Raw genomic sequence first — 12583 nt, 5'->3', positions numbered from 1 at the left:
CAGGGAAGGGTTTTGAAATTCAGGTTCTTGCCAGGTTTACTTTTGTTTATAGGGTTTTTTCCATTCCAGCAGGTGTTTCGGGTGCTACAAAACACAGAAAAAATGAACCGGATTTTCGTGAAGTTTACAATCAGTATAGCTTTGTTCGTATCCCTGGTTATCTTCGTATCTTTGCTGTTTGAGGGTACCTGTTCCGCTTCCGTGCTTAATGTTATGGGAGACGGGGAAGCCCCTGCAAACTATACTTCCATTGGGGACGCACTGGATAATTCCGGGGACGGAGACATTATCCTGGTATACGGTGGGGTGTATGTCGAAAACCTCAGGGTCTCGACTTCGAATCTAACTCTTGCGGTTCCCTCGAACGAGAGTGCCGTTATCCGGGCTCAGGATCCGGAATCTCCCGTAATTTCCGTAAATGCCGACAATGTTACGATTGTCAGATTTTCCGTAAACGGGACCGACGGCTGGGGGGTAGGCATTTTCCTTGAGGATGGAAAAGGGCTCAGGCTGGTTAACAATTCTATCGAGGCTTCTTATCAGGGCGTTTCCCTGGAAAAGGGAGAAAACTGCCGCCTGGAGAATAACAGCATTTCAGGGGCTGATTCCGGAATTTTCCTGAAAGCTTCTTCCAACAATACCCTGATCGGAAATACCATTCAGGACTGTTTCGAAGGCCTGCTCCTCAAGAATGGCTGCACCGGGAACTCGCTTCTTGAAAACAGGCTGTCGGGCAATTTCCGGGCTGTCTATCTTGAGAACTTCTGCAGAGAGAACAGGATCGAATCGAATGCCGTCCTGAATAATTCCTTTGGCATCTGCCTTGAAGACAGTTGCAGCACTAACTCTCTCGAAAGCAACGAGGTTCTGGGAAGCCAGTACGGGATTTTCCTGGATAATTCCTGCAACGGCAACAACCTTGGCAGGAATAACGCCTCCGAAAACAGGTACGCTTTTTACCTGAAGGCTTCGTGTGAGAGCAATTCCCTGTATAACAATACGGCAGACGATTCGCTTTATGGCATTTATCTTGGATATTCCTGTTCCGGGAATACCCTGTCCGGGAATACCATCGCTTCGGATTCCCTTTCTTCCGGACTAAGGGGCATTTGCCTGGAAACCGCCTGCGGCAACAATACGTTGGAGGAAAATATAATTGAGGGACAGGGCTTTGAGGGCATCTGCCTGGAAAACTGTTCTGATAACCTCCTTGCCGGAAATAACGCTTCGGAAAATTCCGCAGGTGTCAAGCTTAAGGATTCCTGCAGCAATAATACCCTGGAAAATAATATTCTATTCAACAACTCCCTTTTAGGGCTCGCCCTGGAGGACAGCGAGAACAACAGGGTATGTAATAACAGTGTGCTAAATAATTCTGGAGGTCTGTATCTCCGCTTCTCCCCACACAACCTCCTTACAGGTAACAGGGTCTCCTTTAATGGGAACGGTATTTTCTTCACCGCTTCGGATGAAAATGTCTTAAACGACAGTTACGTTCTCCGAAACTCCCTCTTCGGGCTTGCCCTGGAGGACAGTGAAAATAACACCGTCTACAACAACTTTTTCGATAACGAGCACAATGCGGTGGATGACTGCAAAAACAACATTTGGAATGTCTCCGTCTCTCAGGGCCCCAACATTTACAACGGTCATGAGATTGGAGGTAACTACTGGTCGGATTATCCAGGGGAAGATATGGACCTGGACGGTTTCGGGGACACGCCTTACGATATTTCCGACAATATAAGCGATTACCTTCCTCTTGTACAGGATATTACTCCTCCTGTCATAATCCTGAAAAGTCCCGAAAATATGACCTATCGTATGCTTCCGGTCCCGGTCTCTGCCAAAGCAAACGAGGCTATCTCGGAGTGGTGGTATACGTTAAACGGCTCCGGACCGGGGGAGTTTTCACAAAGTGACGCTACTAACGCGAAGGCCCACCTTAACGTTGCGAACGGAACCTATACGTTCCGCGTAAGCGGGACCGACCTTAGCGGCAACCTTAATTCCACGGCTGTGGATTTCAACGTTGAAATAGATCCTTCTCCCTCTGATGAGGATTTGCCGTTGATTTCCATAAATTCGCCTGAAGACAGGTTTTATTCGGATTCCAGGGTCGAACTGGATGTTTCAGCAAGCGGTACCCTTCTTTATTGGGAGTACACGCTTGATGATTCCGAATACTGCGACTTTGAAGAAAGTAACGAGTCCGGAGCCTTCTCTATCCTCAATGTTTCGGACGGGCAGCATGAAGTCCTGGTGTTTGGAGTTAACGATAAAGGCTATTCCAATTCCACATCAAGGAATTTCACGGTCGATACCATCCCCCCTGCTTTAACCGTGAAGAACCCTTTGAATTCCAGTACTGTTTATAACAGTTCGGTCCTGCTTCTGGTGGAGGCCAGTGAAAATATTTCAGTCTGGAACTATACGCTTGATGGGGCCGAACTCCTGAGTTTTAATGAAACTTATGATGTCAGGGCCGAAACACCCCTTCTTAATGTCCCTGAAGGTCTGCACACTGTTAATGTTTCAGCCAGGGACCTTGCAGGCAACTATAACTCGAATGTTGTATATTTCAGTGTGAATGACTCCGGAGACCTCTGGCCCGAAATTTCCATAATTTCGCCTGTAAATAATAAGGCATATAACAAATCCTCAATTGAATTCAGGGTTTTCGCAAATGAAGATCTTTCTGCCTGGTGGTACACTCTGGATGACTCAAGTTTCCTTAGTTTCCCGGAGTGGAACGAGTCTGCAGCCAGTTCACTTCTTGAAGTTGAACCCGGGAACCACTGTGTGAAAGCATACGGCAGGGATTCTGGAAATAACACTAATTCAACATCTGTTTCTTTCTCGGTTGACACGAAATCTCCCCTGATAACCGTAAACTCTCCGGTGAACGGGACGCAGTATACAACCGAGAGCAGTGATGTGAACCAATCCATAATCGACCTCAATGTAACAATCAACGAACCTGGGTCCATCTGGTACCGCGTGGATGATGCCGTTCCTTCCACCCCTGTGAACGGCACGGAACTGAAAGGCAGCCTTGACCTGGATGTCGGTTCCCATAATATTACCTTCTTTGCGAAAGACCCTGCAGGCAACCGGAACTTTACCGAATCTTATGTAGAGGTCTCCAGGAAAGCCAGTTCGGGCTCCGACTCCGACTCTGGCTTTGAACCCGGTCCCGATTCCGGGTCTAGGGACGGTGGACTCCCTGCTTACTATAAACTTAAAATGTTGAGGGAAAATGCGCAGAAGCTCCTGAGCGAGCAGTTTGAACCTTCGGAAATGAGTGGTGAACTTCTCCCGGTCACAAGAAACTCCTCGGCGCAGTCTACAAATGAGGCCAGCCCCGAAGAGGGCGGATTTTTTTCATGGTTGAAGTCCCATGCAGTCCCCTATTCTGCCGGAATGCTGCTGCTTATTTTCTTTATGAGGTTCCTGCTGTATGTCCTGAAGGATATTGATGACTGAACAGAATCCGGAAATTCAGGACCATGGAGGAAGATTCCGATATTGGGATTAATGAAACACTATCATGATATCGGGATCATTGGAGTCGGTTCCGATACCAGTATCAATGGGACCGATTTCACTACCAGTATCTAATGGACTCGATACCACTATGAGTATCAAATGGGATCGATCTCAAAATCAGGATCTTTGGACTCGGTCTCAAAACCAGGATCAGTGGTAGGAGATTCTGAAAAACCGGATGCCGGAGAAATATTCTGAAAAAAAGGACTAAGGAAAAAGGACTAAGGAAAAAGGACTAAGGAAAAAGGACTAAGGAAAAAGGACTAAGGAAAAAGGACTAAGGAAAAAGGACTAAGGAAAAAGGACGCTGAAAAGCCTGGATTCGGAAGAATGATATCCGAAAATGGCGGGCTGTTTTTTCGGAACTTCTATCTTTTTTCCTATTCAACGTGAAGGGAATATCCTGCAGTCTGAGCGTTTTTCCCTTACAAGCGGCTTTGCCAGGTGTCTCCTCGCACAGGGGGGAACTTCATATAGGCCGGGTTCAAGGGCCCTTTCTATTTCGCAGCTGACTTTTGAAGGGGCCTGAGTCCTGCATTTCCTGCAGCGGAACCCCTGGCCCTGCCCTGCGGACTTCATGTGTTTCCCACAGGTGGGGCATTTCGGGTTTTCTTCCGTGTAGAGGAGGGCAAGTTCTTTGATTTCTATTTTTTCTATGTTCAGGGTACGGGAGTTCACGCTCCCAAAAAGCACGACCCTGTCCCCTGGAAGTAGTTCCCTTACAAGCTCCCGGAAGTTCTTGGTCGGTTCGAAGGCCGCACAGTCAAGTTCGGCTCCCGCTTTATCCCGGAGAGAGAAAATTACGTGCCCCCCGTGAATTGTTTTCGGAGTTGCGGATACCGTGCCCTCCACCCTGTACGAGTGCATGTCCCGAATTTCCTCTACACTCTCCGCAGGCAGGATGTGCATGTCAGTGCCCTGGTTTGTCCTGTACACTGCAAAGCGCTCGGTTGGCTCAGCTCTGACCAGGGAGGCGGCTTTTGTGACGGTATCGGGGCTTTTTCCCCTGATCCCGAAGAGGACAGGGTCCGGGGAGTGCGGTACGCATACCACAAGGCTGTTTGCATGGTCCAGGGTGTCCCAGGTCTCCGGATATGTCTGCCTGTCGGCTTCTTCCAGGCTTTCCTTTTCCACGGAGCGGGGGGTCCCCCACTTTTCCCGCTGCCTGTAAGCCAGGTGTTCATAGGTGTGGTCCCAGTCTTCCCGGTTCAGCATAGCCCCGCAGGCTGCAAGGGCGCCGATGAGCCCTCTCCCGTTCTTGAAGCTTTTTGAGGGGATATCGAGTTCCAAGATCAGGTTTTTTGCCTCTTCGATTGTGATAACGTCCCTGACTGCTTTTTCCAGAAAGGCCCGGAGAACGGGTTTCAGGAGTTTTCCTTCGTTCTCCTGGATGAAAACAGCTCCAGGGTTTGTTTTTTCACATTCAAACCGGGCAAATTCTTCGATTCTGGAGATGACGTGGTCCATAACTTTCTCAGGGCAGCAGGTCTCCAGCCTGAGGGCTACGGCTGCGTTTCCCCGGGTCTTGTGGGGGATGGTGGGGTTCAGGCGGACAAGGAGTGGAGGTTTTTCTACTTCTCCGAAGGCCTGCAGTTCTTCGAGCAGCAGGGCTCCCAGGTAAGTGGTACACATCCCTTCATTTGAGTCCGTGTCGTCAATTCCGATAATCATTTTTCCCGAACTCCGATAATCATTTTTTCCTAACTCCGATAATCATTTTTCCGAATTCCGATAATCATTTTTCCGAATTCCGATAATCATTTTTCTGAATTCCGATAATCATTTTTCTGAATTCTGATAATCATTTTTCTGAATTCTGATAATCATTTTTCTGAATTCTGATAATCATTTTTCTGAATTTCCATTTTTCCGGATTTTTTCTGGGGTTCAGGCACCTTTTTCTGGCTCTCCGGGCCCTCCCTGCCCTCCCGGCTGTTTCCTGGCGGAGGGTTGTCCGGCTCTCTTCTTTTCGATTTTACGGTATAAACATTATTCTCAATATAGAAATATATATATAGATGTTCAAACAGAAACATCTATTGCAATGACAAAAGAAGTTCTCATACATCAAATTATTGATGTATTGTCTCATGCGGGTTTTGTAGTTTCCGAGCGCTGCAATATCCGGCCGCGGAGTTTTGACATTGCTGCAAGAAAGGATAAAACTCTCTTACTTTGTAAGGTTTTATTTAACATTGACGGCCTGAACGAGGCAACTGCCCGGGAAATGAAGTACCTGGCAGACTATCTTGGAGGATCGGCTATAGTCGTGGGGGCTAAGACCAGGGACCAGATGCTTGAGGACAGCGTTGTATATATGCGCTACGACGTCCTCTCCCTGAGCGTCCAGACGCTCTTCGATTATTTTATCGAAAACATTCCTCCCCTGGTTTCTGCAGCGCCAGGGGGGCTTTATGTCTCCATTGACGGGTACATCCTGAAAAAAGCCCGTACGGATATTTCAATGTCTCTCGGATCCCTTGCTTCCATGGTGGGCGTCTCAAGGCGGACCATCAGCAAGTACGAAGAGGAAGGCATGGACGCTTCAATTGACGTAGTGCTCCAGCTGGAAGATATCTTCGGGATTGAGCTAGCCCTGCCTATAGATATCCTGAAACCCCTGGAGGGCAGGAAGTCCCGAAAAGAGCCACGGCGCGAAATTGAAGTTCCCAATCAGCACTCACAGCCCCATTCCCCTCGTCCTGAGGACTCGGTCCTCAATATGATTTCCCTGCTCGGGTACGACATACTTACGACAGCACAGGCCCCTTTCAAGGCTATTTCAAAGGACGAGTCGTCCACAATCCTTACCGGGGTCAGTGAGTATAACACCACGGTAATCAAGAGAGCTCACCTCATGAGCAGCATTTCAAGTGTCACGAAGACCGAGTCGGTTTTCATCATCAACGGGCATGCCAAAATCAAGTCCGTGGAAAACACTGTGCTTATCGAGAAAAAAGAGCTCGGGAAAATCAGTGATTCGGACGAGCTTCTGACCTTCATAGAAGAGCGCAAGGAAGAGAGTTGAGCCTTTTCTTGTCTTCACGTTTTCTTGTCTTCACGTTTTCTCCAAAATTCCCCTATTTCCTCAAACTTTTCTTCTTTTTTCTTTCGGATTCTTCTTTTGATTTTCCCGGGTTTCCAAAACCCTAATATATCACTGTTTCAATTATGGGGCATCAATGACGGTAAAGATTGCAGTGCTGGTCTCCGGGCGGGGCTCGAACCTCCAGGCGATTATAGATAGCATTGAAAGGGGCTACATAAAAGATGCAGCGGTTAATCTGGTTATTTCCAATAAAGCCGATGCCTATGCGCTGGAACGTGCCAGGAAACATGGAATTAACGCTGTTTTTCTTGACCCGGGCAGGTACGACAGATCCGGATACGATCGGGATATCCTTAAACTTCTGAATAATTATGATGTGGACCTGCTCCTGCTTGCGGGCTACTTCCGGATCCTTGGCAGTGAAATCATTGACGCGTATAGAGACCGGATTTTGAACATCCACCCTTCCCTCCTCCCGGCGTTCAAGGGGCTGCATGCCCAGAGGCAGGCTTTCGAGTACGGGGTAAAAGTCGCAGGCTGCACGGTCCACTATGTTGACGAAGGGCTTGATTCGGGGCCGATTATTCTTCAGAGCTGCGTGCAGGTACTTCCCGACGACACGGAAGAAACTCTTACAGGCAGGATCCTCGAACAGGAACATATTATATATCCCGAAGCTGTCAGGCTTTTTGCGGAGGGCAAACTTAAAGTTGAGGGCAGGAAAGTAAGGTCTCTGGATTAAGCTGGCGCCCTGAAACTAATATCCGGAAATCCCATAAACAGCGCCCATAACTCGGGTCCCAAAATCCCCGGGTCTTAGTTCCAAATGTGAAACAGACAGACGTCAGATCGAAATTGTGCTCAATCAGGAAGGTGCCGGAAACAGGATATATTCCTCCCTCAATGTCTTCTTTGATACCATAATGTTATATGTGGTTCAAAATTATAAGTAGTTCAGGAACTTAATGCCTTTAATGCCTGTTCAAAATTCCAGATTTCAAAGTTTTACGAGAAAAAAAGTGCTCATAGGTTTTTCAGGGAATTCCTTATTTAGCAATTTACCGTCAAGCAATCCTATCTCGTTAACCAATCCTATCTCGTCAAGCAATCCTATATCAATATCTTCAACTTCATGTGTTGTAGCCTCAATTATTGCAAGCACTCAATTTAACACTCGATCAAAGAATTCGTAATTTCAAGTTAACCGTTTAACAGCCAGTAAAAAAATCTTGATTTAAAATCGTGCTTTTGAGAAAATATTAAATGCATGGATTAACCAGGTGACAGTCATGTCTTACATAGAAGAAATCGATCCGGAAATTGCAGCGGCTATTGAAAAGGAAGCCGAGCGTCAGGAATTCAAGCTTAACCTGATCGCATCCGAAAATTATGCGAGCAGGGCCGTTATGGAGGCCCAGGGCTCGATTATGACCAACAAGTATGCCGAAGGGTATTCAGGCAAGCGTTACTACGGAGGCTGTGACTTCGTGGACGTTGCAGAAAACCTCGCAATCTCCAGGGCAAAGGAAATTTTCGGGGCAAAATATGTCAACGTCCAGCCCCATTCAGGCTCGGGCTCCAACATGGCAGTGTACTTTTCGGTGCTGCAGCCGGGCGACACCATAATGTCCATGAACCTTTCCCACGGCGGGCATCTCTCCCACGGCAGTCCCGTAAGCTTTTCAGGGAAGCTCTACAACATCGTGCCCTATGGTGTGAATAAAGAAACCGAGATGCTGGACTATGCCGAACTCCTCAACATGGCAAAGGAACAGAAGCCGAACATGATCGTCTGCGGGGCCTCAGCGTACCCGAGGGAGATCGATTTCAAGCAGTTCAGGGAAATTGCCGACGAAGTCGGGGCTTACCTCCTTGCAGACATTGCCCACATTGCAGGGCTTGTAGTTGCCGGTGTACACCAGAGCCCGGTGCCCTATGCTGACTTCGTGACCACCACCACTCACAAGACCCTCCGGGGTCCTCGTGGCGGGATGATTATTTCCAGGGATGAGGAACTTGCAAAGGCGATAAATAAAGCAGTCTTCCCGGGTCTCCAGGGCGGGCCTCTTATGCACATTATCGCTGCCAAGGCAGTGGCTTTCAAGGAAGCCATGAGTGAGGAGTTCAAGCAGGACCAGGTCCAGACCGTAAAGAACGCGGCAGCTCTTTGTTCCTGCCTGAAGGAAAAAGGCTTTGACCTTGTCTCCGGCGGAACCGACAACCACCTTATGCTTGTCAACCTGAACAACCTGGACATTACCGGCAAGGACGCAGAGGCGGCCATGAGCAAAGCCGGGATCATTGCCAACAAGAACACCGTGCCCTTCGAAACCCGCAGTCCCTTTGTCACCAGTGGAGTCCGGCTCGGTGCCCCTTCCTGTACCACAAGGGGTATGAAGGAAAAGGAAATGGAACTAATTGCCGACTATATCGAAGTTGCAGTCAAGAATGCTGAAAACGAACAGCTCCTGTCGGAAATAAGCGGCAAGGTGAAGGAACTCTGCGCACAGTTCCCGGTCTACCGCTAATCTAAGAGGTTTTGGGTGTTTCATTCCATGTCAGTCGAAAGCTATGAATCAAGAATCATAGACGGAAAAGCTCTTGCACAGCTTGTCGAAGAAGAAGTAAGGACAGGGGTCGAGGACCTGGAAAGTGGCAGGGGGATTACCCCGGGGCTTGCCACCATCCTCGTAGGAGACGACCCCGCCTCCAAGATGTACGTCCGCCTCAAGCACAAAGCCTGTGACAGGGTCGGGATCAGGGCTGAAGACTACCTGCTGCCCGCGGATGCCAGCCAGGGAGATCTCCTGGGCCTGATCAAAAGCCTGAACGAAAACAAAGACGTGCACGCAATCCTGCTCCAGCTCCCGCTCCCTCCCCAACTCTCTCCCCAGAGCGCAATGGAAGCCATAGACCCTGCCAAGGACGCAGACGGTTTCCACCCCTATAACATGGGCAAGCTCATGATCGGGGATGAGGGACTTGTGCCCTGCACTCCCTATGGGGTCATCCGGGCTCTGGAAGAATACAACGTTCCGGTCCAGGGAAAGAATGCGGTTATTGTCGGGCACAGCAATGTGGTCGGAAAACCTATGGCTGCCATGCTCCTGAACAGGAATGCCACGGTTTCGGTCTGCCACGTCTACACCGATGATCTGAAAAAATACACCCTGGAAGCCGACATCCTTGTCGTTGCAGTAGGGGTCAAGCACCTGATTAAGGCCGATATGGTTAAAGAAGGTGCTGTGATTTTCGATGTGGGAATCACCAAGGAAGAAGATGGCGTATACGGAGATGTGGACTTTGAAAACGTCATCAAGAAGGCTTCACTTATTACCCCCGTACCCGGCGGTGTGGGTCCAATGACCATCGCAATGCTCATGAGACATGTGCTTATGTGTGCGGAAAAGAGCCTCTAAAAACCATCTTTTGATATTTTTTCCCCCAGTCCCGGGGGATTTTCCACATTTTTTTTCTTATTTTTTCCTTTGCTTCTCGTTTTTTCCCTGTTTCTTCTTTTTCTTTGCTTCTCATTTTTCTCTTTTCTCATTTTTTCCTTTTCTCATTTTTTCCTTTGCTTCTTGTTTTTCCCTTGTTTTTCGTTTACTTTCTTTCTCTATCATTCGCTTCTCCGGGATACCGGGGGAGGAAATTCCTGGGTCGACTTTCCTAATTGTGTTAAATTAATTGCACACATCAATATTTTTATGTATTATTGAAACCCACTATAACATAGTTCCGCATAACTTCAATAATAAATATTCATATGAAGTGATTAAAATCATTCTTAACATTGCGACTTATAATTCGCTTTTGATAAAAGCTCCTACCAATATATGCTGATATTTATGCCAATAATAACATGCTGATATTAACATAAATAGTAAGAATCCGTACCTGCCATTCCCGGCTTCCCCTGAAATTTCCACACCCCTTCATGTTGTATCCGAATGTTCTTTCCGGAACTTCTAATCTGTCAGGAGCCCGGACTACCGGCCTTCAAACCCTGCTGAGTTTTCTCCTCTATTCGGGCTTCGCCGGGTGCCGGAAACAAGGTGTTTTTTCCGGGAAGCATGTCTTTGAGTATTACAATTGAAATCTATTTAATCTGGTTGTCAAAAATGGTTGTTGATACTACTATCTGCGGTCTGAAAGTTGGAGACCAATACCCTGCGCATGTGATGGGTGTAATTAACCTGAGTCCCGAATCTTTCTTCAAAGGTTCGGTGGTTGCCCCCGACTCAGTGCTCGAAATTGCCCGGAAAATGGTCGAGGACGGAGCCACTTTCCTGGATGTGGGAGCCCGTTCTACCTGGAGGTTTTCAGAGCCTATCAGCAAGGCCGAAGAACTGAAACGGCTCTTGCCTGTCCTGGAAGTTCTGGATGGGAATGTGGACGCGGTGATCTCCGTGGACACGATGTTTTCGGAAATCGCAGAAGAAACTCTCAGGCGGGGGGCTGACCTCGTCAACGACGTTTCCGGCTTTACCATCGACCCGGATATGATAAGGGTTGTAGCAGACCACGGTTGTCCTGCTGTGGTGATGGCTTCGGAAAAGGTTCCGGGAGACCCTCTGGGGATGGATGCGATTATCTCAGAGCTTGATTCTATTATACGGACTGCCGAAGCCGGGGGAATTGACCCGAACGGCCTGATCCTTGATCCTGCCATAGGCAGGTGGACCGAAGAAAAACTTTCTTTCTATGACTTTGAAACCCTTGACGATTTCGATCGCCTGAAAATCTTCGAAAAACCTCTTCTAGCTGCCCTCTCAAGAAAATCCTTCATCGGAGAGGTGTTGGAAAAACCCGCGCCTGAAAGGCTCTACGGGAGCCTGGCGGCTGCAGCCATTGCGGTCTACAAGGGAGCTCACATCATCCGTACGCACGATGTACCCGAGACCGTGGACGCCGTGAAGGTCGCAGGGGCTTTGAGGAGCCGGCCCAGCCTGGTAAAGGAAGCCCGGTATGAGGTTTCAGTGGTTGAAATCAAGACTCCTCAGGATGCTTCTCTGGTAATGCGAAAGCTGGGAGCTACCGGAGTAGGCTCGCAGGTGATGCGGGACAAAAGTGTCCACCTGGTACTAAGGATCAGGAACCTCACCACAACCGAGGCCCTGATTATAAAACAGGAGTTACTTGCGCGGGGAGGCGACGCCGCCCTTACTCGTGATGCGGTTTCCCATGAAACGGAGACGACAGATGTCCTTGTGATGGGAACCCTTCTGCAACTCGAACGCCTGGCCCGGAAACTGGAGGGACAGGCCCGCTCCCTTCCCCTTATTGCAGGAATGTTACGTGAATGTATTGCAAACAGGAGTGACCTGGACTATCGATATTCGAGGTAAACATGATCATAACTTCAGCAAAACCCCTTGAAGAGATCCTTGAAATATTAAAGGATGAAGACGATGTCTTTATAATCGGATGCAATGTATGTGCTGCAAAGCTGAAGACCGGAGGAGAACCGGAAGTCCTTGCCATGTGCAGCCGGCTGGAAGAGCACGGAAAGCATGTAGTGGGCTGGGCTCTTCCCACTGCAGCCTGCAGTATCCGGTCTTATGAATCTCTTGTCGAGAAAAACGAGAAGATAAAAGAGGCCCGTTGCGTCCTTGTAATGGGCTGCGGAAGCGGTGTTTCCGCTACAGCCAATGTGGTTGACCTTCCCGTGTACGGTTCGAATAATACGCTTTCCCTCGGCGGATCAAGCGGTGGGAAACTTCTTAGCAACCAGTGCATTATGTGCGGGGACTGCACGGTCGGCGAGTTCGGTGGCCTGTGCCCGAAATCCCAGTGTCCCAAGGGGCTTTTGAACGGGCCCTGCGGAGGGTCAGTTGCAGGGAAGTGTGAAGTTAACAGTGAAAATGACTGCGTCTGGGCTCTGATTTACGAACGTCTGAAGAAAATTAACAGACTTGATCTTCTTTATGTTATACGTGCCCCAAAAGAGCATGCTTTTAAATAATTTCATTTCTAATATACTTA

The 12583-nt window shown here is 48.5% G+C and carries 10 protein-coding genes; 7 read left to right on the top strand and 3 right to left on the bottom strand.

The features are described from left to right. The first annotated feature begins 81 nt into the window (after nt 1–81). Nucleotides 82–3486 carry a NosD domain-containing protein gene (locus tag MSMTP_RS12890; protein WP_197076085.1) on the top strand — a complete coding sequence of 1135 codons (3405 nt, stop codon included), beginning with the start codon at nt 82–84 and terminating at the stop codon, nt 3484–3486. 447 nt (nt 3487–3933) lie between these two features. Here the strand turns inward: MSMTP_RS12890 and MSMTP_RS12885 are convergent, their stop codons facing one another. After that, nucleotides 3934–5220, bottom strand: coding sequence for a tRNA(Ile)(2)-agmatinylcytidine synthase (locus MSMTP_RS12885; RefSeq protein WP_048180121.1), 1287 nt, complete (start codon nt 5218–5220; stop codon nt 3934–3936). A 373-nt stretch (nt 5221–5593) separates the two neighbouring features. Between MSMTP_RS12885 and MSMTP_RS12875 the strand changes: the two genes are divergently transcribed. Beyond that, entirely contained in the window at nt 5594–6577 is a 984-nt protein-coding gene (locus tag MSMTP_RS12875) for a transcriptional regulator (protein WP_048180118.1), read from the top strand. A gap of 154 nt (nt 6578–6731) precedes the next feature. After that, on the top strand, nt 6732–7340 hold the full coding sequence (gene purN / locus MSMTP_RS12870) for a phosphoribosylglycinamide formyltransferase (protein WP_048180116.1): 609 nt from the start codon (nt 6732–6734) through the stop codon (nt 7338–7340). A 255-nt stretch (nt 7341–7595) separates the two neighbouring features. Here purN and MSMTP_RS19400 read toward each other — a convergent pair whose 3' ends face one another. Then, nucleotides 7596–7760 (bottom strand): hypothetical protein, encoded by a 165-nt coding sequence (locus MSMTP_RS19400; RefSeq protein WP_156153833.1) that lies wholly within the window; start codon nt 7758–7760, stop codon nt 7596–7598. A 127-nt stretch (nt 7761–7887) separates the two neighbouring features. Here MSMTP_RS19400 and glyA point away from each other — a divergent pair, with 127 nt between their 5' ends. Next, nucleotides 7888–9126 (top strand): bifunctional serine hydroxymethyltransferase/L-allo-threonine aldolase, encoded by a 1239-nt coding sequence (glyA, locus tag MSMTP_RS12865; protein ID WP_048180114.1) that lies wholly within the window; start codon nt 7888–7890, stop codon nt 9124–9126. A 27-nt stretch (nt 9127–9153) separates the two neighbouring features. Next, nucleotides 9154–10017, top strand: a complete 864-nt coding sequence (locus MSMTP_RS12860; RefSeq protein ID WP_048180111.1) for a bifunctional methylenetetrahydrofolate dehydrogenase/methenyltetrahydrofolate cyclohydrolase — start codon at nt 9154–9156, stop codon at nt 10015–10017. Here MSMTP_RS12860 and MSMTP_RS20225 read toward each other — a convergent pair. After that, the gene (locus tag MSMTP_RS20225; RefSeq protein ID WP_255350975.1) at nt 10014–10148 is read right to left on the bottom strand and encodes a hypothetical protein; all 135 of its coding nucleotides are present in this window, start codon (nt 10146–10148) and stop codon (nt 10014–10016) included. The genes MSMTP_RS12860 and MSMTP_RS20225 overlap by 4 nt on opposite strands. Nucleotides 10149–10719: 571 nt before the next feature. Between MSMTP_RS20225 and folP the strand changes: the two genes are divergently transcribed. After that, nucleotides 10720–11946, top strand: a complete 1227-nt coding sequence (gene folP / locus MSMTP_RS12855; RefSeq protein WP_048180108.1) for a dihydropteroate synthase — start codon at nt 10720–10722, stop codon at nt 11944–11946. Nucleotides 11947–11948: 2 nt separating this feature from the next. Further along, nucleotides 11949–12563, top strand: a complete 615-nt coding sequence (locus MSMTP_RS12850) for a methylenetetrahydrofolate reductase C-terminal domain-containing protein (RefSeq protein ID WP_048180101.1) — start codon at nt 11949–11951, stop codon at nt 12561–12563. The last annotated feature ends 20 nt before the right edge of the window (nt 12564–12583 follow it).

The sequence above is a fragment of the Methanosarcina sp. MTP4 genome (genome assembly GCF_000970045.1).
GTDB lineage: Archaea > Halobacteriota > Methanosarcinia > Methanosarcinales > Methanosarcinaceae > MTP4.
The sequence above is the reverse complement of the archived record's forward strand: the minus strand, read 5'-3'. Positions and strand labels throughout refer to the sequence as shown.

Bases quoted from the DNA above. Each gene is read 5' to 3' on its own strand.
- MSMTP_RS12885 (WP_048180121.1), bottom strand. From the start codon at position 5,220: ATGATTATCGGAATTGACGACACGGACTCAAATGAAGGGATGTGTACC.
- MSMTP_RS12875 (WP_048180118.1), top strand. From the start codon at position 5,594: ATGACAAAAGAAGTTCTCATACATCAAATTATTGATGTATTGTCTCAT.
- purN (WP_048180116.1), top strand. From the start codon at position 6,732: ATGACGGTAAAGATTGCAGTGCTGGTCTCCGGGCGGGGCTCGAACCTC.
- glyA (WP_048180114.1), top strand. From the start codon at position 7,888: ATGTCTTACATAGAAGAAATCGATCCGGAAATTGCAGCGGCTATTGAA.
- MSMTP_RS12860 (WP_048180111.1), top strand. From the start codon at position 9,154: ATGTCAGTCGAAAGCTATGAATCAAGAATCATAGACGGAAAAGCTCTT.
- MSMTP_RS20225 (WP_255350975.1), bottom strand. From the start codon at position 10,148: ATGAGAAAAGAGAAAAATGAGAAGCAAAGAAAAAGAAGAAACAGGGAA.
- folP (WP_048180108.1), top strand. From the start codon at position 10,720: ATGGTTGTTGATACTACTATCTGCGGTCTGAAAGTTGGAGACCAATAC.
- MSMTP_RS12850 (WP_048180101.1), top strand. From the start codon at position 11,949: ATGATCATAACTTCAGCAAAACCCCTTGAAGAGATCCTTGAAATATTA.